This is a genomic window from Lawsonella sp. (genome assembly GCF_011525565.1).
GTDB classification, from domain to species: domain Bacteria; phylum Actinomycetota; class Actinomycetes; order Mycobacteriales; family Mycobacteriaceae; genus Lawsonella; species Lawsonella clevelandensis_A.
Genome location: NZ_WVRS01000001.1, coordinates 97,903 through 122,547, shown reverse-complemented (window position 1 = coordinate 122,547; position 24,645 = coordinate 97,903). Strand labels below are relative to the sequence as shown.

Below are 24,645 nucleotides of genomic sequence, written 5' to 3'. Positions count from 1 at the left end.
TAATGGAGGAAGTATGGATAGCTCTTCTCCGGGTCTTTTTACCATGAATGATTCTGACGAGACAGTTGCCCACCATACTTCTACTGACGGGGATTCGTCTTCATCGCGTGGTGTTCGTCGGTACATTCGGGAGGGAGCTCCGCTCGCTGTACGGATGCGTCCACGTACCCTTGATGAGGTAGTAGGACAGCAACATCTGTTGGGAGAGGGATCTCCACTGCGTCGCCTTATTGAAGGTGAGGGAGTAAACTCCGTCATCCTTTATGGTCCTCCGGGAACAGGCAAGACAACATTAGCAAGTCTTATTTCGGGGGTCACTGGTAGAAAATTTGTTGAGCTTTCTGCATTGTCTGCTGGTGTTAAAGAAGTACGTCAGGTTATTGATGATGCACGCACTCGTCTTGCGTATGGCGTTGACACAGTACTGTTTATTGATGAAGTGCATCGGTTTTCCCGTACTCAGCAGGAAGCTTTGCTAGCAGCGGTGGAAAACCGTGTTGTTCTGCTGGTAGCGGCAACTACTGAGAATCCTTCATTTTCGGTAGTTGCGTCTCTTTTATCGCGGTCACTTGTCCTACAGCTTAAACCGCTAAAACCCGACGATCTGCGAATTTTATTAGAGCGTGCAGTATCTGATCCGCGTGGCTTTGGGGGGCATATTGAGGTGGAGGATGCCGCTTATACAGATCTCGTAAGGTTGGCGGGGGGTGACGCACGTCGCGCGTTAACGTATTTAGAGGCGGCAGCTGATGCGCGTTTTCATGATGATGATCCGCTTACTGTTTCTGATATTGAGCGTTCTACACCGGATGCGTTGGCGCGCTATGACCGTAATGGAGACCAGCACTACGACACTGTAAGCGCTTTTATTAAATCGGTGCGTGGATCGGATCCTGATGCTGCTCTCCACTATCTTGCCCGTATGATAAACGCGGGGGAAGATCCACGTTTTATTGCTCGTCGGCTCATAATTCTCGCCTCTGAAGATATTGGTTTGGCTGATTCCACTGCGTTACAAACTGCAGTGGCGGCAGCACAGGCAGTACAGATGATCGGTATGCCGGAGGGGCGTATTATCCTCTCGGAGGCGACACTTCATTTAGCAACGGCACCAAAATCCAATGCGTGTTATACCGCTATTGACGCCGCTTTAGAAGATGTACGGAACGGTGTAGTAGGTCCTATTCCACAGCATCTCCGTGATGGCCATTATGCGGGCGCGAAAAAGTTGGGAAACGCGATCGGCTATCAGTATCCCCATAACACTTCTGAGGGAATTCAGAAGCAACAGTATCCGCCTGACAATTTGGTAGGCAAAAACTACTATCATCCCACTGAGCATGGTGCAGAAAAACGAATTGCCCAGTGGCTACCTAAATTACGGACAGCTGTTCGGGGAGCAACTAAGAAGAATTAATTCTTAGGACAAAAGAGGGTTTTCTTTGCCTATGTCTCTGAGATATGGGTCCGCGTGTGTCACAAGGTAAGCTAAAGGGCGAGAAAAACGATACGCACACTGTGGAACTGCAGCTGCCCTTGCGTGTTGTTGCGCCTTATTGGTGTGGCGACCGTAGTAGCCACAGCGCGGTGTTTAAAGAAAAAGGATTCCATCCGTGCAAACCCACGAAATTCGGCAACGTTTTATTGATCATTACGTGAAAGCTGGACATACGCATGTTCCGTCCGCATCTCTCGTACTAGAAGATCCCACTCTGCTTTTCGTTAATGCCGGTATGGTTCCCTTTAAACCCTATTTTTTGGGACAACAGACCGCACCTTTCTCTACCGCTACTTCTATCCAGAAGTGTGTCCGTACGCTCGATATTGACGAAGTTGGTATTACCACGCGGCATAATACTTTCTTCCAGATGGCCGGTAATTTTTCCTTTGGAGCGTACTTCAAAGAGGGTGCTATTAAACATGCTTGGTCTCTGCTGACGAGCCCAGTTGACGAGGGGGGCTACGGATTCGATCCAGATTCGTTGTGGGCTACCGTCTACAAGGATGATGATGAGGCCTACTCCATCTGGCGTGATGGTGTTGGTATGCGGGAGGATCACATTCAGCGTCGCGGGATGAAAGACAATTTCTGGTCGATGGGTGTTCCCGGACCGTGTGGACCTTCCTCCGAGATCTTTTTCGATAGAGGACCAGCCTATGGTAAAGAGGGTGGACCTGTTGTCGATGAAGATCGATATATCGAGATCTGGAATCTTGTCTTCATGGAGAAGGAACGCGGAGAGGGCATCGGTAAAGACGGCTACAAGGTTATTGGGTCTCTTCCGCAGAAGAATATCGACACTGGTATGGGTATTGAGCGTGTGGCGTTCATTCTGCAGGGCGTTGAAAATGTTTACGAAACTGATCTGCTTCGTCCCACTATTACCACTGCGGAACGGTTAACTGGGTCTACTTATAGTGATGCTCCAGAAGACCATCAGGATGCTGTTTATTTCCGCGTTATTGCGGATCACTCGCGTACTGCCGTCATGCTTATTGCTGATGGAGTAACTCCTGGTAATGAAGGCCGCGGCTATATTTTGCGACGTCTTATTCGACGTATTGTTCGCTCTGCTCGTCTGCTGGGCGCGCATGGTCCTGTTATGGAGGAACTAACTGCTACGGTGTGCGACTCTATGTCACCTTCCTTCCCCGAGTTGGTGACAAAGCGTGAGCATATCCAAAAGCTTTGTGTAACAGAGGAAAAAGCATTTCTCCGGACTCTTGATTCGGGGATGAAGCTGTTCGCTGTGGAGGCTGCTGCGGTAAAAGCTAGAGGCGAGGATGTCATTCCTGGCGATGTTGCTTTTACTTTGCATGATACGCATGGATTCCCCATCGATTTAACTCGTGAAATGGCTGCTGAACAGGGAATGACTGTTGATGATGCAGCTTTTGATCGTCTTATGCAGGAGCAGAAACAGCGCGCTAAAGCTGATTCGCACGCGAAGAAGCATGCACATGCTGACCTTGGTGTTTATCGAGATTTTATCGATCAGCACCCCACTACTTTCACTGGTTATAACAGTCTTACTACTGACACCAAGATTCTTGGTCTCGTTGTCGATGGTGAGCATGTCGACCACGCAGATACCGGAACTCATGTTGAGGTCATTCTGGAAGACTCCCCATTCTATGCAGAAGCGGGAGGACAGTGTGCAGATTGTGGAACAATTACAACGGCACAAGGGTGCGTAGATGTCCGGGATGTTCAGAAAATCGGGAAAAAAGTTTGGCTGCATCGTGGCATCGTGACAAGTGGAACTATCACTGTTGGTTCTGCACAGGCGCAGGTAGATGCGGTTAATCGGCGTCATGGAGCGCAGGCGCATACTGCTACTCACCTGGTACACGCAGCTCTCCGCTCAATCCTCGGTGAAGAAGCTGTGCAAGCAGGATCGCTCAATAAGCCTGGATATTTGAGGTTTGATTTCAACTGGACGTCTCCTCTTACCCCGGCGGAACTCACCGAAATTGAAGAGTGGGTCAATACTGCTATTGATCAAGACCTTCCGGTAACAACGGAAATTATGGCTTTGGACGATGCTAAAGCTTCTGGTGCAATGGCACTGTTCGGTGAGAATTATGGTGATAAAGTTCGCGTTGTCACCATTGGTGAGGAGGGTAAGCCGTGCGTATCTAAAGAGCTTTGCGGTGGAATCCATGTTGCATCTACGGCACAGATTGGATCAGTTCGATTCATTGGTGATTCATCTGTGGGATCAGGTATCCGTCGAGTAGAAGCCTATGTTGGCCTCCAAGCGCTTGCTGCAGCTCGCAATGACCAGCGTATTGTCAACGATCTGATGGCTCGTTTTAAGGTGAAATCAGACGATGTTGTACCGCGTGTGGCTGCTCTTCAAGAAACAGTGAAAAATCTTGAGAGAGAGCTCTCTGATGTACGTATGGCGGCAGTATTGAAGGATGCTGGTTCCTTTATTGAGCAGGCTGTCGATATTAACGGTGTACAGGTGATCGCTGCGGAGGCTCCGCATGGAGCAGATGGTGCCCAACTGCGTACTTTGGCCTGCACTATTCGTAAGCATTTTGGAGAAAACCCGGCAGTTGTTGCACTGTTCACTGGTTCTGGGGAAAAGCTCCCATTTGTTGTTGCTGTTAACTCTTCAGCCGTATCACGTGGTGTGAAAGCCGGCGATATTGTGAAGGCTGCCGCTCCTGCAATTGGTGGTCGTGGCGGCGGAAAACCCGATCTTGCCCAAGGCTCGGGGAGTGACGCTAGTGGACTTGCGGAAGCTCTGACCACTGTTACTGCTGCAGTGCAGAAAGTTACTGTGTAAAAGTACCGTATAAAGCTACTGTGTAGGGTTTTTGTGGAATTAGATGATTACCGTCCTGACGTCCCGGGTGATGATGACCCGGGACGTGGCCGCCGGATAGCATTTGACGTTGGGAAAGCACGTATAGGCGTTGCATCGTGTGACCCAGACTGTATCTTGGCGACTCCCGTTGAGACTATTCATTTAAAGCATTATCCCTGGCCACAGGTTACCCTGCAGAGAATAGATAGCATTCTAACGGAATATGAACCCGTTGAAGTTATCGTCGGCTTACCACGTACATTGCATGGACGCGCGTCTAGTTCAGTAGAGATGGCTATTGGTTTTGTCGATGAATTTCGCACGTCGTGGCCAAAAATACCTGTACGCTTAGTAGACGAGCGATTATCAACAGTGGTTGCTACCCAGGCACTCCGTTCGTCGCAGGTAGCGAGCCGTGCACAACGAGCTCTCGTTGACCAAGCTGCCGCTGTAGAAATTCTTAATACATGGCTCGATCTTCGTAGACGACATTGTTGTCATAATGAGAAGGAACAGTGAGTGGGACGGCACAGTAAAGGGATTGACCCGCAAGACTATACGGAAGAATCTAGTATCGTTGCTGAATCTTCTGATAAACACGCGGCGCCCAGTGATAACGCCGAAGGATATAGCAATGATGCGAATAATATTTCTTCGCAATCTGGCAAAACTGTAAAAAGTCGGCGGTTTTCAATTGTCAGTGGCGTCGTGCTATTAGTCGTTGTCCTCTTCGCTGGAGCGATGCTGTACCATCACCGCAATAGGCACTCATATCCTGATTTTGAGGGACCGGGGACAGGATCGGTTCTCGTTGAAGTTACTCCAGGGGCGTCAGCTGCCTCATTAGCTCCAACATTAGTGGAAATGGGCGTCGTCAAATCTACTGGTGCTTTTATTCAAGCAGCTAATGATAATCCTCGTATTACGTCCATGCAGCCTGGCTACTACCAACTTCGTAAAAAAATGGCGGCTGTGAAAGCTGTTGAGAAGCTTCTCGATCCTTCTAACAGAGCAGGTGCAGTTAATCTCCCTGGTGGTGTAACGCTGGAAGATGTTCATGTTGTGCATGGGAAGACATTCGGTATCTACCATCATCTTTCTGTCGCATCCTGTTATATGAACGCGCAAAAAAAGCATTGTATTAGCAGTGCAGCCTTCCGGAATGCTGTTGCGAAAGCGAATCCTGCCCAGTTAGGTGTTCCCGAGTGGGCATACCATGCGGTAGCTCACGCAAAATATCCTGATCGTAAAATCGAGGGGCTTATTCTTCCGGGAGTTCACGTTTTCAATCCGACGCATAGTCCCCTCCAGATTATTCACGATCTTGTGACGGCATCGGCAGAGATCTATCAGCAGTCAGGTTTAGTAGAGGCTGCTAAGAAGCAAAAATTATCGCCGTACGAAATTGTGACAGGAGCATCACTAATACAGCGGGAAGTAGGAGTATCTGATTACGGGAAAGTAGCACGCGTTATTGTTAACCGGTTAAACCGTGATCAGCCCCTGCAGTTTGATTCAACTGTTAACTATGGTTTGTCTGAGCAGCAGGTTGCTACTACAGATGCAGATCGTGCCGCAGTGACCCCATGGAATACCTATGCAAAGAAGGGGCTACCAGCCACCCCTATTTGCTCACCTACAATGGATGCTGTACACGCTATGGAAAATCCCACTCCAGGTGATTGGCTTTACTTTGTGACAGTTGACAAGCGGGGCACTACTAAATTCAATGCCACGCTAAAAGGCCATGAACGAGATATTAAAGAAGCTCATCGCAATGGAGTTTTCGATAGCCAATAAAAGGGTACTTATCGCGGATTCGTAGAAAGGTCACTATGCTTGCCGCAGCAGTTCTTGGTTCTCCTATCGATCATTCGCTTTCCCCTCTTCTTCATGAATCTGCCTACCGCGCACTGGGTTTAAATGATTGGACGTACACTCAAATTGAGTGCACTGCCAGTGATCTTCCTAGAATAGTTTCTGCTGCGGATCCCGGTATGCGTGGATTTTCTGTTACCAGACCATGCAAAGATGCTGCGTTGCGGTTTGCTGACGTTGTTTCAGAGCGTGCACATATCGTGGAATCTGCCAATACACTCATTCGTCGGGGCACAGAGTGGTATGCGGACTGTACAGACATTGATGGTGCATGTGCTTCTCTTAAAAAATCTGGTTACACCGGCGGCAATGTTCTTCTGCTAGGTGCAGGTGGAACATCTCGCCCGTATCTTTCCGCCCTTCGCAGTGCCGGAGTAGAAGGAGTAGGGAGAGTCGCTATTGCGTCGCGTGCAGAGGAACGTGCACAACACACGTTGCATGTTGCTGCACGGCTAGGACTGGATTATTCCTGGATACCTCTCAATGATCCTGAGATTTTGCGCGCTAGCTGTCATAACGCCACTTTAGTTATTTCGACTTTACCGGGTGACGCAGCTGCCGGATACAGTACATTTCTCCGTCGAACTCCACGTCTTATTGATGTGACGTATGCACCATGGCCTACCTCATTAGCGCAAGTAGTGGCAGATAATGGCGGTACAGTGGTCGGTGGACGGACAATGTTGTTACACCAGGCTGTCGCACAGATAGAAGCCTTCACCCAAAAAACTGTGACAGATGATGTTTTTGCCGCAATGGTAGCTTCCCTACAAAGGTCCTAAAAATCCTACACTGAGGGCGATTTACCCTCGTGAGGAAAAAATAGTGACTGTATCTTCTATACCTTTTATATGTTCTACCGCTATCACAGTATTGTCTTTGCTATGGCTAGCATGGTTAGCGCGGCAGGACAGTGCAGCACGGCGTATCCCTACATATCTTGTGGGACTCGGAATAGTGTTAGCAAGCATGTATTCGTTCAGTGAAGGTGCCTGCGGTCGCGCAGTATGCGCTGGATTATGCCTTTTTGCCTGTTATCTCATTCCCTATGTCATGGGCGCGGGTATTGGTGGGGGAGATGTTAAAGCGGCTTTTCCCATTGGGATGTTTGTGGGGGCATTGGGATGGGCTGCTTGGTGGTGCGCGAGTGTAGGTGCATTTCTTGTTACTGCGTGTGTGGGAATAGGACAACGCATTATTCTCCGTCTATCTACACAATTCTCGCACACCAGTGCCCACGATGAGATTCATAGTCTTACTATTCCGCATGGTGTCTCACTTGCTGTCGTCACTGGAATCATTCTTATTTCTCATTATCTGGTTATATTCCGCTAAGAATATGCCCAGTAAGGGAACGTATCGCCGTGGAGAAGAAGCGAAACATGACAGAATGGAGAAGTGTTTCGATGGACTACTGCAGGTGAATCCCATGGCCAAGCTCTCATCGCTCTCGTAGAGGATGTTATTTCTGGCCTTCCGCTTTCGACCGATGAGGTCGCTACTCAGTTAGCGCGTCGCCGTCTCGGCTATGGTCGTGGCGCGCGGATGAAGTTTGAGCAGGATCATGTCACACTCCTCACCGGTGTGCGACACGGCAAGACCCTGGGGGGTCCTATCGCTATTCAGATTGAGAATAGTGAGTGGCCTAAGTGGGAGAAAATCATGTCTCCCGACTATGTTGACCCTGCCGCTATTGATGATTTAGCGCGTAACCAGGCACTCACCCGTCCACGACCAGGACATGCCGACTTTGCCGGAATGCTCAAATACAATGCAGACGATGCGCGCAATATTCTGGAGCGTTCTTCCGCCCGCGAGACCGCTGCCCGTGTTGCTGCCGGTACAGTGGCGCGCTCTATCCTGCGGGAAGTGCTGGGGGTAGAGGTTGTCTCCCGTGTACTTTCCATCGGAAATTCCACCCTTTATGGTGAGGATGACCTTCCCACTAGTACCGATCAACGTCGTATTGATGAAAGCCCAGTGCGTGCCTCCCATCCAGAAGCAGAAGCGAGCATGATCGCAGAGATTGATGCAGCTCGCAAAGCTGGCGATACTTTAGGTGGCATTGTTGAAGTCGTCGTTCATGGTCTTCCTATTGGCTTGGGATCGTTTGTCTCTGGCGAGCGTCGTCTAGAAGCTAGATTAGCCAGTGCTTTAATGGGGATCCAGGCCATTAAGGGGGTAGAAGTTGGTGACGGTTTCGCACTTGCACGCCATCGCGGCTCTGTAGCACACGATCAAATGGATCCCACTGAAGATGGCATTATTCGACGTTCTAATCATGCCGGAGGGCTGGAAGGCGGTATGACCAACGGACAGCCGTTAGTTATACGTGCCGCAATGAAACCTATATCTACAGTTCCTCGTGCTTTAGCCACAATTGATATGGCGACGGGTGCACCTGCTACTGCTATTCATCAACGGTCGGATGTATGTGCTGTGCCTGCTGCTGGAGTAGTCGCAGAAGCTATGGTGGCTTTAGTTCTTGCCCAGGCAGTGCTGGAAAAATTCGGGGGAGATACGCTTGCAGAAACGCAGCGGAATTACCATGCGTATCAAGAGTATGTGAAGGAACGCCTGACATGGGCGAAGTAGCATGTTCTCCAGTCTGCGTTTTTGTGGGGCTTCCGGGTTCTGGGAAAACGACTGCGGCCAAAAGACTTTCTCGTGCGCTACAGCTGCCTTTTGCGGATACAGACCAGATCATTGAAGAACGCTATGGAAAAAGCTGTGGAGAAGTATTCACAGAGCTTGGCGAAAAAGCTTTCCGTGACGTTGAAGAAGATGTGGTAGCAGAGGCCTTAGCGTCTTATGGCGGTATTCTCGCACTGGGTGGGGGAGCTATTTTATCGCCACGGACCCGTACTTTGTTGATGGACGTACCGGTTATTTTTCTCGATATTTCTGCCGCAGAGGGTATCCGGCGCACAAGTGGAACGGCTACGCGTCCTGTGCTTGCGGCGGCTGATCCCGTAGAGCATTATCGGCAGTTGTACCGCATACGGAGACCATACTATTTCGAGGTTGCGGATCTTGTCCTCCAACCAGAACATCGTAAACCGATTGATGTTATCGACGAGATCTGTACGTTCCTCGGCCGTACTCGCATTACTACCAATAGTGACAACTGAAAGAGTCTTATGCGTTCTACTGTGATTGATGTAAAAGCTGCACAGCCTTATCACGTTTGTATCGGCTCGCATTTAGTTCCAGATATTGCTGAACTGGGCAGTACTTTCCGTAATGTAGGCATCGTTTATCAGAAGAGCGTGTCCACTTTCGTTGCGGATATTGCTGCCGCACTTCAAAGTAAAGGGACTAATGTACATCTTTTTGCAGTTCCTGATGCGGAGGCTGGCAAAACCTTAGTAGTGGCAGAAGAACTCTGGATGAGCTGTGGTAATGCCGGTATTACTCGTGCAGATGCCATCATGGGAGTGGGTGGCGGTGCAGCCACTGATCTGGCTGGCTTTATTGCGTCAACATGGATGCGGGGAATAGCTTTTATTAGTTGTCCCACGTCGCTTCTTGGCATGGTAGATGCTGGTGTAGGCGGTAAAACAGGTATCAATAATGCCATTGGTAAGAATCTGATCGGTACTTTCCATGAACCGCGTGGTGTTTTTATCGATCTTTCGGTGCTGCATACACTGCCACGAGCAGAAATCGTCTCAGGTATGGCTGAAGTTGTGAAATGTGGTTTTATTTCTGATCAGCGCATTATTGATCTTATTGAAGAGAACCCTGCAGCAGTTTTCGATGTTGATGGTGCTGTTCTTCATGAGCTTGTGCAGCGTTCAGTACAGGTAAAAGCTGATGTAGTGAGCTGCGATCTACGAGAAACCGGCCTCCGCGAAAATCTTAACTATGGGCATACTCTGGCACATGCGATTGAGCAGCGTGAACACTATCTGTGGCGGCATGGGAATGCGGTAGCAGTGGGGATGGTGTTTGCTGCTGCACTAGCTCGTACTGCGGGATTATTGAATGATGCAGACGTTGCACGTACCCGTGCTGTACTTCACTCTGTGGGGCTTCCCACGACATACGAAGCTGGGGCTTTGGATGAACTGACTCATACTATGCAGTCAGATAAGAAGAACCGGAATGGGGCACTTCGCTTTGTCGTCCTCGATGGTTTCGGAAATCCCATCCGCTTGGAAAATCCCTCTCCCCAACAATTGGCAGATGCTTACTCCGTCATAAGCGAACCGGAAGGAAAATAGTCATGATTCATGTACTCAATGGGCCTAACCTGGGAAGATTAGGGAAGCGTCAACCCGACATTTACGGTTCCACGACTTTTTCAGATCTTGTCGCTTTGCTTGAACATGACGCTGCAGATTTGGGTGTTGACGTAGAGGTGAAGCAAACAGACTCTGAAGCCGAGCTGCTGGGGTGGATACATGATAGTGCTGATAAACGGGAGCCTGTTATTTTGAATGCCGGTGCTCTTACACACACGTCGGTAGCATTACGCGATGCTTGCGCGGAATTAACTGATTATGCCGGTTTTATCGAAGTGCATATCTCTAATGTGCATGCGCGCGAAGAGTTTCGCCATCATAGTTATCTTTCTGACATTGCTACCGGTGTTATCGTCGGCCTGGGGATTGATGGCTACCGTCTAGCACTGCGTTGGTTTGCACAGCACAACTAGTATTGCCTAATAACGAAGGGCGTAGGAGAGACTGTAAAGGAAAGATTATGGGGACAGTAGATACGTATCTTTCTCGGCGAAATCAGCTCCGCGAGAATATACAGAGTGGGAATATACAGAGTAAGAATGTGCCAGATGCCGTTCTTATTTTTGGGCTAAGCTCAATCCGGTATTTTTCTGGGTTTAGTGGTTCCAATGCACTGTTATGGATCGATGGTAGCGATGCGGCACGTGATGTTCTTATTACCGATGGCCGTTACACGACGCAGGCACGGGGTGAATGCCCAGGGTTAACGATTGATATACAGTCCTCACGTGGTAGTGCGGCATTGTGCGCGACCGCGGCAGAGCGTGGATTACATGCAGACACACTGGGGGTTGATGGAGAATTCCTCAACTGGCTCGACTACCAGGAAATAGCAGCATGGCTGAATACAGAAAATAGCGGCGGGGTGGACAGTACGACTATCCTTGCCCAGCTTGTTGATATTTCGCCACAAATAGCCCAGTTACGTGCTGTCAAAGACAGCGCGGAGATAGTTGCTCTCGATAAAGCTGCGCGTTGTGCTGAAGCCGCTTTGTGCGATCTTATTGATGAGAAGATTCTTGCCCCGGGAGTTACTGAAAATGAGGTAGCTGCACGGCTGGATTATCTTATGAAGATACACGGTTCTGAATGTGTGTCCTTTGAGACCATTGTGGGCACTGGCGCCAATGGTGCTCTTCCACACCACAGTCCAGATGGCACACAGATTAGTGCTGGTGATCTCGTTGTTATCGATTTCGGTGCAGTTGTTGATGGATATCATTCAGACTGCACACACACTTTCTGTATTGGTGATCCGCAACCGTGGCAAAAAGAAATCTCCGATATTGTGTGGCAGGCTCACCAAGCCGCAGTAGCGGCTGTTGTTCCCGGAATCACTGCGGGAAGTATTGATGATGCTGCCCGCGCTATTATTACCGACGCCGGATATAGAGAGTGTTTTGGCCACTCCACGGGACACGGAGTAGGGATTGATATTCATGAACATCCGTGGGTGCGGACAGGTTCACAAGAATCTATTGTTCCCGGCACAGTCTTTACCGTAGAACCAGGTATTTACCTGCCCGATAGGGGAGGTGTACGCATAGAAAATACCTATGTGCTAGAAGAAGATGGGAATGTGCGCTCTCTGCAGGCATTTTCCGCAGAATTGCTGCTTGTTTAGTAAACTACCATGAGGTAACGGTTGTACTGATGTAGCGTCAGCAACCATTCAGATATTTCGACAGAAAAGAGCTTATTGTGGCGAGTACCGCTGACTTCAAAAATGGCTTGGTGCTGCAGATGGACGGCAAGCTGCAGCAAATTGTGGAATTTCAGCATGTGAAACCGGGTAAAGGCCCAGCTTTCGTACGCACTAAGTTGAAAGATGTCGTTACTGGAAAAGTTGTTGACAAGACTTTTAATGCTGGCGTCAAGGTTGAAACGGCTACCGTGGACCGCCGCGATTTCGCCTACCTCTATAAGGATGGAGAGGACTTCGTTCTGATGGACGAAGATACTTTTGACCAGATTACTGTTGGTCCGGAAATCCTTGGCGATGGTGCTCGCTTCCTTCTTGAAAACACCACTATCCAGGTATCTATGCACGATGGTGTGCCACTGTTTGCAGATCTGCCGGTATCAGTTGACCTCACTGTTGCCCATACTGATCCGGGCCTGCAGGGTGACCGTTCTTCTGCTGGTACTAAGCCTGCAACCTTGGAAACTGGTGCTGAAGTGCAGGTTCCTCTCTTCATTAACACTGGAGATGTCCTCCGTATCGATACCCGCAACGGTCACTATCTAAGCCGTGTCAACAATTAATCCCCCTCGGAGTTCTGCCATGAGTGGAGACGGAAAAAGCCGTCCTAGTCATGCTGGAAGCAGGCATAAAGCTCGTCAGCGTGCTTTGACACTTCTTTTTGAAGCAGAAAGCCGGGATGTCGACCCAGTTGAGTTAGCGGAGAATCGTCGTGACTATGCGCTGGAGCTGGCGCGTAGTGGCGAAGGCGGTATGCCGCTGGTAAGTGATTACGCTCTTGCCATCATTACCGGAGTGGCGGAAGAAATTGATCGCATCGACGAGATTTTAGCCTCCTACCTCACTGATTGGTCTCTTGATCGGCTTGCTGCTGTTGATCGCACAGCATTGCGTATCGGTCTCTGGGAACTACTCTTTACGGATGATGTTCCTGCCCTCACTGCTGTTGATGAGGCAGTGAGTTTAGCCAGAGAATATTCCGATGACGATGCACCACGTTTTGTTAACGGTGTGCTTGACAAAGTATTGCGCGATCGCGATGTCCTCAAAGAACAGCTTTCTCATACCAGTACTGTCGACGTGGTAGAGGAAGAATCCGTAGCAGATGACTCTACTCCTGCTGAAATTGATGGGACGGAAACTCGCTAACTGCATATCCGCATTCATTATGGTGGCCGGAACCTAAAAATCTGTTAGGTTCCGGCCATTTGCCGTATATAGGTAGTCTACAGACTGGTATACTCTGTATGCAGAGCAGACATCCTTTAACAAGCCGTCCAGAGAGGCGGAGAAGGAGGTCAGGATGAACGACAATGTGCAACTGCTTGACGCTGCGGACGTATCACGCACCGTCGCACGAATCGCCCATCAGATCATTGAGAAGACAGCACTTGACGAATCCTCGTCTAAGCGCGTCATATTGTTGGGCATTCCTACGCGAGGTAGCCACCTCGCTCACCGGCTTGCTTCGAAAATTGCTGAATTTTCGGGTATCTCTCCAGAAGTCGGATCTCTCGATATCACTCTCTACCGTGATGATTTACGTCAACGCCCCCCTCGTCCTATGGGGGAAACTCAAATCCCACGCGCTGGTATTGATGGCGCGTTAGTCATTCTTGTTGATGACGTTCTCTTTTCTGGACGCACGGTGCGCGCCGCACTGGATGCACTTCGGGATATCGGACGCCCAGATATTATCCAACTGGCAGTTTTAGTGGATCGTGGACACCGAGAACTTCCTATTCGACCCGACTATGTAGGCAAGAACATTCCTACTGCTCGTGCTGAAGGGGTTGCTGTTCACATGGAAGAAACAGACGGTGTAGATGAAGTTGTCCTCACTCGAGATATCACAGGAGGAGAGGCAGAGTGAAGCATCTCGTCTCGATTAATGACCTTGATAAAGACAGTGCCATTGCTCTTCTTAACCTGGCAGATGATCTGAAGTCTTCTCTGCTAGAACGGGAAATTCGAAAACTTCCCACATTGCGGGGACGTACTGTTTTTACTGTTTTTTATGAAAACTCAACGCGTACGCGTACTAGTTTTGAGACTGCCGCTAAATGGCTGAGTGCGGATGTCGGTAGTATTGCGGCTGCCAATTCATCAGTGAAAAAAGGGGAGTCTCTCCAAGATACGGGTCAAACGTTAACTGCTATCGGTGCGGATGCCCTCATCGTTCGGCATCCTAATTCTGGCGCACCGTATCAGCTTTCTCGCTGGCTTTCTCCCGATGGAATACATGGTCCGTCAATTATTAACGCAGGTGACGGACAGCATGAGCATCCTTCCCAGGCTTTACTTGATGCTCTGACATTCCGGCAGCATCATGGGGGATTCGAGGGACGGAAACTTGTCATTGTGGGGGATATTCTGCATTCCCGCGTAGCACGTTCTGATCTTCTTCTCTTCTCTAAGCTCGGTGCTGAGGTTGTTTTTGTGGCACCTCCAACATTGCTTCCTGTTGGTGTCGAGAATTGGCCATGTCGTGTAACGCAGGATCTTGATGCAGAGTTGAAAGATGCTGATGCTATTCAGCTTCTACGAGTTCAGGAAGAACGAATGAAAGCGGGGGAGGCGTTCTTCCCCTCTGTCCGTGAGTATGCTGCTCTTTACGGGATGAGCAAAGAGCGTCTCGGTATGTTGCGCGACGATGCAATTATCATGCATCCGGGCCCGATGATTCGTGGCATGGAAATCAACTTTGATGTTGCTGATTCTTCACAGACTGCTGTTCTTCAACAAGTGAACAATGGTGTTCACGTTCGTATGGCCATCCTCATCTCGCTTCTCACCGGTGACAAGGAAGCGTAATCATGCAGAAAGATACTATGACTTCACTTCTTATTCGCCACGTTCGTCCTTATGGTGAAGGCGACACCGTAGATGTTCTTGTTGAAGATGGATGCATTAGCCGTATTACTCCATGCGGAGAAATAACGTCTCTTCCAGATAATTGTGATGAATACGATGGCAAGGGCAATGTACTACTGCCCGGTCTTGTTGATATTCACGTGCATCTTCGTGAACCCGGTCGAGAAGATACAGAGACTATTGCTAGTGGTTCGGCGGCAGCTGCACGCGGCGGCTTCACTGCTGTTCTCACTATGCCCAATACTAAGCCAGTTATCGACAACAATAATCTTGCCGAAATGATATGGAGCAAGGGCCAAGAAATTGGTCTCTGCGATGTTTACCCTGTTGGCTCTATAACCGTAGGCCTGCAGGGTAAAGAACTTTCCGAAATGGGATTGATGAATAAGGGTAAAGCCCATGTTCGTTGGTTCTCCGATGATGGTAAGTGTGTCAATAATCCGCTGGTCATGAGGCGTGCACTTGAATATGCGGCAGGTTTCGGGGCAACTATTGCTCAACATGCGGAAGAAGATCGTTTAACAGAAGGCGCTATTGCCCACGAAGGGCCAATGGCCGCAAAGTTGGGAATGAAGAGATGGCCGCGCGCTGCTGAGGAATCTATTGTGGCGCGGGATATTCTGTTAGCACGTGATGCACATGCCCGTATTCACGTCTGCCATGCTTCTACTAAGGGAACCGTTGAGTTGCTGAAGTGGGCACGAACGCAAGGTGTCACTATCACCGCTGAGGTGACTCCACATCACCTGCTTCTCAATGATTCTGTTCTTCCTACTTATAACGGTGTCTACCGTGTTAATCCGCCACTGCGGGAAGACTCAGATAATGAGGCACTTCAGCAAGCTCTTGTTGATGGTGTTATTGATTGTGTGGCCACTGATCATGCACCACATGGATCCGAGGAGACATGTGGTGAGTTCGCGAAAGCTGCCAATGGCATGTTGGGGTTGGAGACGTCCCTTGCCATCCTTGCTCAAGTGATGGTGGAAACTGGCCGTATGACGTGGCGTGATATCGCGCGAGTTATGAGTGAACGTCCAGCAGAACTTGTCGGTTTATCGGATCAAGGACGTCCACTTGCAGTAGGAGAGCCAGCTAACCTCACTGTTATTGATCCAGATGCCGGCTGGAAAGTACATGGCGAAGAGCTAGCCTCAATCGCCTCTAATACTCCCTACGAGGGCATGGAGTTCCGGGCCCGCCCAGTACTAACAGTGCTTCGTGGACATGTTACTGCCCGTGATGGGGTAGTTGAGTTCTAGGGCTCTATAGCGAGCAGAAGAGGAGAAAAGGAATAGTGAGCAAGCGGATTCCAGCAGCCCTAGTTCTTGAAGACGGGCGTATTTTTCACGGTCATGCTTTTGGAACTCTAGGGGAGACCCTGGGCGAGGCAGTTTTTTCCACCGGTATGACTGGTTATCAGGAGACTCTGACGGATCCTTCTTATCGGCGTCAGATTGTTGTCTCTACTGCACCGCAGATTGGTAACACTGGGTGGAATCGTATCGACGGTGAGTCCATGACTGCCGACCCCACCAATGACGCCGTTCGCCACGGCATGGTGGGAAAAATTCATGTTGCAGGATACGTCATTCGTGATTATGCCCATCAGCCGTGCAGCTGGCGATTAGATCACACGCTGCAGGAGGAACTAGAAGCGCAGGGTATTGTTGCTATTCAGAATGTTGATACACGTGCCATCGTGCGACATCTTCGGACAAAGGGCAGTATGCTTGCTGGCATCTTTTCCGGTGACGCTCTGGCCAGTGACGAAGAAATGCTAGAAAAGGTACGGTCACAACCACCAGCAGTTGGTCAGGATCTTGCGAGTGAAGTCTCTACGCGGGAAATGTATACCCTTGATCCAGTAGGCGAGCATCGCTTTACCATTGCGGCTATTGACTTGGGTATTAAAGCTAATACTCCGCGTAACTTTGTCAACCGTGGACTGCGTGTTCACATGTTGCCATCTTCTGCTACGTGGGAACAAGTCCACGATCTCGATGTTGATGGGCTTTTCTTCTCTAACGGCCCAGGGGACCCAGTCACTGCTACTGCGTCTATTGCACTCACCAAGGCTGCGTTGGAAAATGACGTGCCGCTTTTCGGTATCTGCTTCGGTAACCAGATTTTCGGTCGGGCTTTAGGGCTTGATACCTACAAGATGAAATTCGGCCACCGTGGTATCAACATCCCTGTGAAAGACCACCAAACTGGCCGTATTGCTATTACATCCCAAAACCATGGTTTTGCTTTGGAAGGTGAACCCGGCATGGAGTTTGACACTCCTTATGGTCGGGCACTCATCTCCCATAGTTGCCCCAACGATAATACGGTGGAGGGCGTCAAACTGCTTGATGGTAGCGCCTTCTCTGTGCAATATCACCCGGAGGCATGTGCTGGGCCACACGACGCAAACTATCTCTTTGATGAGTTTGTTGATCTCCTTGAGAAACACGACAAGAAGGGACAGAAGTAAATGCCACGTCGCGACGATCTTAACCACATTCTTGTCATCGGTTCGGGGCCTATTGTTATTGGCCAGGCCTGCGAATTCGACTATTCGGGTACCCAAGCATGTCGAGTCTTGAAGCAAGAAGGCATTCGTGTCTCCCTTGTTAACTCCAATCCGGCCACAATTATGACCGATCCAGAGTTTGCAGACTCCACCTATGTGCAGCCTATTACTGCAGAATACATTGAGAAGATCTTCCAGAAAGAAGCTGCTGACGGCCATCCCATTGACGCCGTACTGCCTACCCTTGGTGGCCAAACTGCCCTCAACGCAGCTGTTGATCTGCATGATCGTGGCCTTCTCGAGAAATACAACGTTGAACTAATCGGCGCCTCTTTCGAGTCCATTCAGCGCGGCGAGGACCGTCAAACTTTCAAAGATATTGTTGAACAGATCGGTGGTGAGTCAGCCCGCTCCCGCGTCTGCTACACCATGGACGAAGTCCATGAAACAGTTGAAGAGCTCGGTCTCCCCGTAGTCGTTCGCCCCTCTTTCACAATGGGCGGTTTAGGCTCCGGCATGGCCTACACAATGGAGGACCTGGATCGTATTGCCGGCGGCGGATTAGCAGCATCCCCAACAGCAAACGTTCTCATTGAAGAATCTATCCTTGGGTGGAAAGAATTTGAGCTAGAGCTGATGCGTGACCATAACGATAACGTCGTGGTTGTCTGCTCTATCGAGAATCTCGACCCAGTAGGTGTTCATACCGGCGATTCCATAACCGTTGCCCCAGCAATGACCCTCACCGACCGCGAATACCAGATAATGCGTGATCAATCGATCGCTATTCTGCGCGCTGTTGGTGTCGATACCGGTGGATGCAATATTCAATTCGCACAGGATCCGAAGACGGGTCGCCTCGTTGTTATCGAGATGAATCCGCGTGTTTCGCGTTCCTCTGCGCTTGCATCCAAAGCAACTGGTTTCCCCATCGCCAAGATCGCTGCCAAATTGGCGATTGGCTACACGCTGGATGAAATTCCTAACGATATTACTAAGGAAACCCCAGCGAGCTTCGAGCCGACTCTCGACTACGTTGTCGTTAAGGCTCCACGTTTTGCCTTCGAGAAATTCCCTGGCGTAGATGACACCCTCACCACCACGATGAAATCAGTGGGAGAGGCCATGGCCCTCGGCCGTAACTTCCGTGGAGCACTGAACAAAGTACTGCGTTCCCTAGAAACGAAGTTTGCTGGTTTCTGGACTCGTCCCGATGATGCTCTCACCAATAATGGGGAGAAAACTGTCGCGGATCTACTCGAAGAGATCAAACGTCCTACCGAAAACCGTATCTACACAGTTGAATACTTGCTCCGACAAGGTGTTTCGATTGACGATCTGTATGCAGCTACCGCTATTGATCCATGGTTCCTCGGAGAAATTAAAGCTCTTGTTGATGTCCGCAACGAGATTGTCAATGCCCCTGTACTCACCGGCGAGATGATTCAGCTTGCCAAATACAATGGCTTCTCAGATCGCCAGATAGCGTCCCTGCGCACAGAAATTGATGGGGAAGCGGGTGTTCGTAACCTGCGTAATCGCCTGGGTATTCACCCCGTCTATAAAGCAGTTGATACATGTGCGGCGGAGTTTGAGGCGAAAACTCCCTATCATTACTCAGCCTATGAGTATGATTCTGCAGCAGAGTCTGAAGTAGCCCCGCAGAAGGATCGTCCAAAAGTTATCATTTTGGGTTCTGGTCCCAACCGAATCGGGCAGGGCATTGAGTTTGATTACTCCTGCGTACACGCTGCTCAGGCGCTTTCTGCCGTTGGCTATGAGACCATTATGGTCAACTGTAACCCCGAAACTGTGTCGACCGACTACGACACCGCTGACCGCCTCTACTTTGAGCCGCTCACGCTGGAGGATGTCCTCGAAGTTTACCGTTCAGAATGTGAGTCTGGCGAGGTTGTCGGTGTCATCGTTCAGCTAGGTGGACAAACCCCCTTGTCCCTTGCCGCCAAACTGGAGGCGGAAGGCGTTCCTATTGTGGGAACATCGCCCGCTGCTATTGATCTCGCTGAAGATCGCGGTGAATTCGGTAAGGTTCTCGCTGCTGCACAACTGCCGGCTCCCCGCTACGGAACTGCTATCTCCTTCGAAGAGGCAGCGGAAGTCGCTAACGAGATTGGTTTTCCCGTCCTCGTCCGTCCCTCCTATGTTTTGGGTGGTAGAGGAATGGAAATTGTCTATAACGAGGATTCTCTCCGCGATTACATTGAACGCGCAACTGAACTCACTGCGAAACACCCTGTGTTGGTGGACCGTTTCCTTGACGATGCTATTGAGATCGATGTTGACGCACTCTGCGACGGTAAAGAGGTTTACCTGGGCGGCATCATGGAGCACGTCGAAGAGGCCGGTATCCACTCCGGAGATTCTTCCTGTGCGCTACCCCCAATGACGCTTGGACGCGGTGATATTGAGGCGGTTCGGCATTCCACAGCGGCACTTGCTATGGGTATCGGCGTCAAGGGACTCATGAACGTCCAGTACGCGTTAAAGGGGAATACTTTATACGTCCTGGAAGCGAATCCGCGCGCCTCGCGTACCGTTCCTTTCGTCTCGAAGTCAACATCTGTACAGTTGGCTAAGTGCTGTGCTCGCATCATGCTGGGTGCTACTATTGCTGAGCTTCGCCAGGAAAGTATGCTGCCGGCAGAAGGCGATGGCGGCACTATTCCTATGGGGCATCCTATTGCAGTCAAGGAAGCTGTTCTTCCCTTCAACCGTTTCCGCAAGGTAGACGGGAGAGGAGTGGATACACTGCTGGGGCCAGAGATGAAGTCTACTGGCGAAGTTATGGGTATTGATACCAACTTCGGTAAAGCGTTCGCAAAGAGCCAAACTGCTGCCTATGGCAATATGCCCACAGAAGGAACAGTATTTATCTCCGTCGCCAATACGGATAAACGTGCCATGGTATTCCCGGCACGTCGTCTCTATGATATGGGCTTCCGTATTCTCGCTACGGGTGGTACCAGCGACATTCTGCGCCGTAACGGTATCGACTGCGTACATGTGTACAAGCAGACCGGTGATGATGACCGTCCAGAAGGTGCCGAGAGCGTCGTTGATCTCATTAATTCTGGTCAAGTCGATCTCATTATTAATACACCAAAGGGTGATTCCGGTTCTCGGGAAGACGGCTATGGTATTCGTGCCGCAGCTGTTTCCCGCGGCATTCCTTGTGTTACGACGGTCTCTGGTGCAGGTGCATGTGTACAGGGTATTGAGGCACTGCGTGGAGAAGAAGAGTTTACTGTGTACCCGCTGCAGGAACTTCACCGTATGGATAGGGACCGCTAGTGTCACTCTGTAGCTCCAGTAAGCCTTTTGGGCTAGCTTTACAAGAGGCATGTGCGAAGACTGGTCGTCTTTGCGTTGGTATCGATCCCCACACTGCTTTAATGCAGCAGTGGGGACTCGAGTGGAACGTAGCTGGTCTGCGGGAGTTTACACAGATCTGTGTGGAAGCCTTTGCTGGCCGCGTAGCTCTTGTGAAGCCCCAGGTGGCTTTTTTCGAGTGTTTTGGTTCGCAAGGTTTTGCCATCTTAGAAAAGGCTCTTGCAGATTTGCATGATGCTGGAACTTTGGTAGTTGCTGATGCTAAACGCGGTGATATTGGCTCCACAAATAAGGGTTATGCCGATGCTTGGCTACGTGATGACTCTCCGCTTGCATGTGATGCCCTTACGGTATCCCCTTATCTGGGAGTTGCCTCTCTTGCCCCTCTTTTTACTGCAGCGCAGGAATCGGGGAAGGGTCTATTCGTTTTAGCCCGTACGTCTAATCCAGAAGGTGCAGTTATTCAAAATGCTGTTACCTCATTAGATTCCGATGAACGTATGGAGAATAGTGAAACGTCCTCATGTAGCGTCGCACAGTATGTTGTCGATTATGTGTCGGCATGTAACGCTATAGAAAAAGAGCGCTGGGGTATAGGTTCCTATGGCGTAGTGGTTGGTGCGACAGTACAGCAACCACCGCTTCTTGAAAACCTCTGCGGACCTGTCCTATTACCTGGTGTAGGGGCGCAAGGAGCTACAAAAGATGATGTTGATCGTATTGTTGGGAACAAAGGTACGTTAGGAATTCCGAATATTTCACGTGCACTTTTAGAATGCGGTCCATCTGTGGAAGACTTAGCAACGCAGCTTTCAAAGTTTAACTCTGAATATTTGGCGTAAACCGTTAAAACATGCTGTTGTGTTGCGTTGTACCTGGTCGTTTGGTGCTACGCTATTTAAGAAAATAAACGACACACACTGGTGCTTGGCTATTCAAGTACCCGGAACCGATAACCGTGTTCCGCTAATAAAAGTTATTTGATACGGAGGAATCGTGGCCCTTCCTGAACTAACCCCCGAACAGCGTGCTGCTGCACTCGAGAAGGCTGCTGCAGCTCGTCGTGCCCGTGCCGAGCTTAAGGAACACCTGAAGAAGGGCGAAACAGATCTTAAAACTGTTTTGAAAGATGCTGAGACTGATGAAATCATCGGAAAGATGAAGGTTTCCGCCCTTTTGGAAGCACTACCCAAGGTAGGCAAGGTAAAGGCACAAGAAATCATGACTGAGTTGGAGATTGCTCCCACTCGTCGTCTTCGTGGTCTGGGTGACCGTCAGCGTCGTGCCCTGCTGGAACGTTTTGGTTTTGGCGAGTAGTTTCCACTGTGTCTGACGAGACTAGAAGAACTTTTTCTGTATCTACATCCTCAGACGACAGAACTACTCAGAGGGGTCGGTTGGTCGTACTAGCCGGCCCTTCTGCTGTAGGAAAATCTACTGTCGTTCAGCGCGTGCGAGAACTCATTCCTAACCTGTACTTTTCTGTGTCTGTCACTACACGACAGCCACGGCCAGGTGAAGTTGATGGGCGTGATTACTTCTTTGTGTCGCCGCAAGAATTTCAGCACTACATCGATAATAATGAACTGCTCGAGTGGGCAGATATTCATGGTGGCTTGCAGCGTTCCGGTACTCCTCGCCAGCCAGTCGAACAAGCATTGGCGGAAGGAAGACCCGTTCTTGTTGAAGTAGATCTTGCTGGTGCACGGCAGATTCGTCACTCAATGCCAGGGGCTCAGCTCGTTTTTCTTGCTCCTCCTAGCTGGGAGATTTTGGTGGATCGTCTTGTCGGGCGTGGAACTGAAACTGACGATGTTATTCAACGTCGTCTACAAACTGCGGCAACTGAGCTTAAAGCACAGGATGAATTTGATCGTGTCATCGTCAATGATGATCTCGATAAGGCTGTTGCTGAGTTAGTATCCTGTTGGGATATTAAATAAAGTTATATAATCTTAATTTGCCTGTTTAGTGTGTTACCCCTAGAGTTGAAAAGTAACACTCTCAGGCACACGGAGGCACAGAACGTGGCTGAACAGAGCCTAAATGATGGTCTTGCAGCACCGAAGCCATACGAGCCACCGATCGGTATTACCGATCCGCCGTTGGATGAACTCCTTACTAAGGTGTCATCTAAATACGCACTCGTAGTCTTTGCTGCTAAGCGAGCCCGCCAAATTAATGATTACTACAATCAGCTTGCTGAGGGCATTCTCGAATACGTTGGTCCGCTTGTAGAACCTCGTTTGCATGAGAAACCGTTATCTATCGCAATGCGTGAGATTGATGCGGATCTTCTCGAATGCACTGAAGGGGAATAGCCTCACAGAAAACAGGATGTTTTTACAGGCTGCTGAATAGTTTCAATAAAAGCAAGTACCGCCCTGCCGTCATATTTTGGCGGTCGGGCGGTTTTTCGTGCCAATCTAATAGACGTCTGCCCACACCGCAGAAATGAGGAATCATATCGTGAGTACTGTTCGCCGTCTCTTCACTAGCGAGTCGGTTACAGAGGGACATCCTGACAAGCTTTGTGATGCTATTAGCGACACACTACTTGACGCTTACCTGGCACAAGACCCCCACTCACATGTCGCTATTGAATCTTTCGCCACTACTGGCCAGGTGCATATTGGTGGCGAGGTTCGTAGTGATGCCCATGTTGATATTGATGCCACTGTTCGTAACGCCATTCTCGATGTAGGCTACGACGATACCGCTAAGGGACTAGACGGTAATAATTGCGCCATTAATATTTCTATTGGCCAGCAATCTCTAGAAATTGCTGGTGGTGTTGATGTCAGCCATGAGGTACGCACCGAATGTGATGAGGATGAGCTTTCCCGGCAAGGTGCAGGCGATCAAGGACTCATGTTTGGCTACGCATGCACCGATACTCCCGAATTGATGCCTTTGCCTATTGCACTGGCACATCGGCTCTCCCGTCGCCTTGCCGAAGAACGTAAAAATAATGAACTGCCGTGGCTGCGCCCAGATGGTAAAACCCAGGTGACTATTGAATATGACGGTCATAAAGCAGTTCGTTTAGATACCGTCATCATTTCTACTCAACATGATGCGGGCATTGACCTTGACAGTGAACTAACCCCAGCTATTCATGATCGTATCCTCAACCCGGTACTAGAAAGCCTGAGCGGAACAGATCTGGATATAGAATCTCCACGGCTCCTCGTCAATCCTTCCGGAAGTTTCATCCTTGGGGGTCCTATGTGCGACGCCGGTCTTACCGGTCGCAAGATTATCGTTGACACCTATGGTGGTATGGCTCGCCATGGTGGTGGTGCCTTCTCTGGAAAAGATCCTTCAAAAGTGGATCGTTCTGCTGCCTACGCTATGCGGTGGGTTGCAAAGAATGTGGTAGCGGCGGGACTTGCTGATCGAGTTGAAGTGCAAGTTGCTTATGCTATTGGAAAAGCCGCCCCCGTCGGGCTCTTCGTGGAGACTTTTGGCACGGAGAAGTGCGATCCTCTGCATATTCAAGAAGCCATTGAGGAAGTATTTGATCTACGGCCCGGCGCCATCGTCCGCGATCTTGATCTTCTTCGCCCCATTTATCGGCAAACTGCCGCTTACGGACATTTCGGCCGTACTGATATTGATCTTCCTTGGGAGAATACTGATCGTGCAGCTGATCTTGCTTCACTAGCTGGATTGACTGCCTAATACATCACCTACTGGGTGGAGTGCCTGTGTTATTCTCACAGGCACTCCGCGTGTCTCTGGTAAGAATATAGA

The 24,645-nt window shown here is 49.8% G+C and carries 23 protein-coding genes; all 23 read left to right on the top strand.

What is annotated here, in order from left to right; all coding sequences use genetic code 11:
• Positions 1-13: 13 nt before the first annotated feature.
• The 23 genes from QZV76_RS00575 (at position 14) to metK (ending at position 24,573) form a co-directional block, all read left to right on the top strand.
• Positions 14-1,417, top strand: coding sequence for a replication-associated recombination protein A (locus QZV76_RS00575; protein ID WP_290595297.1), 1,404 nt, complete (start codon positions 14-16; stop codon positions 1,415-1,417).
• A gap of 196 nt (positions 1,418-1,613) precedes the next feature.
• Positions 1,614-4,298, top strand: a complete 2,685-nt coding sequence (gene alaS / locus QZV76_RS00570) for an alanine--tRNA ligase (protein WP_290595296.1) — start codon at positions 1,614-1,616, stop codon at positions 4,296-4,298.
• A gap of 33 nt (positions 4,299-4,331) precedes the next feature.
• On the top strand, positions 4,332-4,838 hold the full coding sequence (ruvX, locus tag QZV76_RS00565; RefSeq protein ID WP_290595295.1) for a Holliday junction resolvase RuvX: 507 nt from the start codon (positions 4,332-4,334) through the stop codon (positions 4,836-4,838).
• Complete coding sequence (gene mltG / locus QZV76_RS00560) at positions 4,839-6,119, top strand: endolytic transglycosylase MltG (RefSeq protein WP_290595294.1); 1,281 nt, start codon at positions 4,839-4,841, stop codon at positions 6,117-6,119.
• 35 nt (positions 6,120-6,154) lie between these two features.
• The gene (locus QZV76_RS00555; RefSeq protein WP_290595293.1) at positions 6,155-6,979 is read left to right on the top strand and encodes a shikimate dehydrogenase; all 825 of its coding nucleotides are present in this window, start codon (positions 6,155-6,157) and stop codon (positions 6,977-6,979) included.
• A gap of 43 nt (positions 6,980-7,022) precedes the next feature.
• Complete coding sequence (locus tag QZV76_RS00550) at positions 7,023-7,532, top strand: prepilin peptidase (protein ID WP_290595292.1); 510 nt, start codon at positions 7,023-7,025, stop codon at positions 7,530-7,532.
• A 63-nt stretch (positions 7,533-7,595) separates the two neighbouring features.
• The gene (gene aroC / locus QZV76_RS00545; protein WP_290595291.1) at positions 7,596-8,792 is read left to right on the top strand and encodes a chorismate synthase; all 1,197 of its coding nucleotides are present in this window, start codon (positions 7,596-7,598) and stop codon (positions 8,790-8,792) included.
• Positions 8,780-9,328 (top strand): shikimate kinase, encoded by a 549-nt coding sequence (locus QZV76_RS00540; protein ID WP_290595290.1) that lies wholly within the window; start codon positions 8,780-8,782, stop codon positions 9,326-9,328. The genes aroC and QZV76_RS00540 overlap by 13 nt, the downstream gene beginning before the upstream one ends.
• Positions 9,329-9,337: 9 nt before the next feature.
• A complete protein-coding gene (gene aroB / locus QZV76_RS00535; protein ID WP_290595289.1) occupies positions 9,338-10,423 on the top strand; it encodes a 3-dehydroquinate synthase in 1,086 nt (361 codons plus the stop codon).
• A gap of 2 nt (positions 10,424-10,425) precedes the next feature.
• The gene (gene aroQ / locus QZV76_RS00530) at positions 10,426-10,857 is read left to right on the top strand and encodes a type II 3-dehydroquinate dehydratase (RefSeq protein WP_290595288.1); all 432 of its coding nucleotides are present in this window, start codon (positions 10,426-10,428) and stop codon (positions 10,855-10,857) included.
• 128 nt (positions 10,858-10,985) lie between these two features.
• Positions 10,986-12,068 (top strand): Xaa-Pro peptidase family protein, encoded by a 1,083-nt coding sequence (locus QZV76_RS00525; protein ID WP_290595287.1) that lies wholly within the window; start codon positions 10,986-10,988, stop codon positions 12,066-12,068.
• 77 nt (positions 12,069-12,145) lie between these two features.
• A complete protein-coding gene (efp, locus tag QZV76_RS00520; RefSeq protein ID WP_290595286.1) occupies positions 12,146-12,709 on the top strand; it encodes an elongation factor P in 564 nt (187 codons plus the stop codon).
• A gap of 19 nt (positions 12,710-12,728) precedes the next feature.
• On the top strand, positions 12,729-13,295 hold the full coding sequence (nusB, locus tag QZV76_RS00515) for a transcription antitermination factor NusB (protein ID WP_290595285.1): 567 nt from the start codon (positions 12,729-12,731) through the stop codon (positions 13,293-13,295).
• 94 nt (positions 13,296-13,389) lie between these two features.
• Positions 13,390-14,019, top strand: a complete 630-nt coding sequence (gene pyrR / locus QZV76_RS00510) for a bifunctional pyr operon transcriptional regulator/uracil phosphoribosyltransferase PyrR (protein WP_290595641.1) — start codon at positions 13,390-13,392, stop codon at positions 14,017-14,019.
• Positions 14,016-14,960 (top strand): aspartate carbamoyltransferase catalytic subunit, encoded by a 945-nt coding sequence (locus tag QZV76_RS00505; RefSeq protein ID WP_290595284.1) that lies wholly within the window; start codon positions 14,016-14,018, stop codon positions 14,958-14,960. Before pyrR ends, QZV76_RS00505 begins: the two co-directional genes overlap by 4 nt.
• A gap of 2 nt (positions 14,961-14,962) precedes the next feature.
• Positions 14,963-16,282 carry a dihydroorotase gene (locus tag QZV76_RS00500; RefSeq protein WP_290595283.1) on the top strand — a complete coding sequence of 440 codons (1,320 nt, stop codon included), beginning with the start codon at positions 14,963-14,965 and terminating at the stop codon, positions 16,280-16,282.
• A gap of 35 nt (positions 16,283-16,317) precedes the next feature.
• Positions 16,318-17,499, top strand: coding sequence for a glutamine-hydrolyzing carbamoyl-phosphate synthase small subunit (gene carA, locus QZV76_RS00495; RefSeq protein WP_290595282.1), 1,182 nt, complete (start codon positions 16,318-16,320; stop codon positions 17,497-17,499).
• Positions 17,500-20,850: a carbamoyl-phosphate synthase large subunit gene (gene carB / locus QZV76_RS00490; protein ID WP_290595281.1), complete on the top strand. Its 3,351-nt coding sequence runs from the start codon at positions 17,500-17,502 to the stop codon at positions 20,848-20,850.
• Positions 20,850-21,731, top strand: coding sequence for an orotidine-5'-phosphate decarboxylase (gene pyrF, locus QZV76_RS00485; protein WP_290595280.1), 882 nt, complete (start codon positions 20,850-20,852; stop codon positions 21,729-21,731). Before carB ends, pyrF begins: the two co-directional genes overlap by 1 nt.
• A gap of 154 nt (positions 21,732-21,885) precedes the next feature.
• Positions 21,886-22,206, top strand: coding sequence for an integration host factor, actinobacterial type (gene mihF / locus QZV76_RS00480; protein WP_290595279.1), 321 nt, complete (start codon positions 21,886-21,888; stop codon positions 22,204-22,206).
• 80 nt (positions 22,207-22,286) lie between these two features.
• Positions 22,287-22,832 carry a guanylate kinase gene (gene gmk / locus QZV76_RS00475; protein ID WP_290595639.1) on the top strand — a complete coding sequence of 182 codons (546 nt, stop codon included), beginning with the start codon at positions 22,287-22,289 and terminating at the stop codon, positions 22,830-22,832.
• Between the two features lie 84 nt (positions 22,833-22,916).
• Positions 22,917-23,210 (top strand): DNA-directed RNA polymerase subunit omega, encoded by a 294-nt coding sequence (gene rpoZ / locus QZV76_RS00470; RefSeq protein WP_290595278.1) that lies wholly within the window; start codon positions 22,917-22,919, stop codon positions 23,208-23,210.
• A 133-nt stretch (positions 23,211-23,343) separates the two neighbouring features.
• A complete protein-coding gene (metK, locus tag QZV76_RS00465) occupies positions 23,344-24,573 on the top strand; it encodes a methionine adenosyltransferase (RefSeq protein WP_290595277.1) in 1,230 nt (409 codons plus the stop codon).
• Positions 24,574-24,645 lie beyond the last annotated feature (72 nt).

Excerpts from the sequence above, each read along its gene's own strand:
- QZV76_RS00575 (WP_290595297.1), top strand. The coding sequence starts at position 14 with ATGGATAGCTCTTCTCCGGGTCTTTTTACCATGAATGATTCTGACGAG.
- QZV76_RS00555 (WP_290595293.1), top strand. The coding sequence starts at position 6,155 with ATGCTTGCCGCAGCAGTTCTTGGTTCTCCTATCGATCATTCGCTTTCC.
- QZV76_RS00540 (WP_290595290.1), top strand. The coding sequence starts at position 8,780 with ATGGGCGAAGTAGCATGTTCTCCAGTCTGCGTTTTTGTGGGGCTTCCG.
- aroB (WP_290595289.1), top strand. The coding sequence starts at position 9,338 with ATGCGTTCTACTGTGATTGATGTAAAAGCTGCACAGCCTTATCACGTT.
- aroQ (WP_290595288.1), top strand. The coding sequence starts at position 10,426 with ATGATTCATGTACTCAATGGGCCTAACCTGGGAAGATTAGGGAAGCGT.
- nusB (WP_290595285.1), top strand. The coding sequence starts at position 12,729 with ATGAGTGGAGACGGAAAAAGCCGTCCTAGTCATGCTGGAAGCAGGCAT.
- QZV76_RS00500 (WP_290595283.1), top strand. The coding sequence starts at position 14,963 with ATGCAGAAAGATACTATGACTTCACTTCTTATTCGCCACGTTCGTCCT.
- carB (WP_290595281.1), top strand. The coding sequence starts at position 17,500 with ATGCCACGTCGCGACGATCTTAACCACATTCTTGTCATCGGTTCGGGG.
- metK (WP_290595277.1), top strand. The coding sequence starts at position 23,344 with ATGAGGAATCATATCGTGAGTACTGTTCGCCGTCTCTTCACTAGCGAG.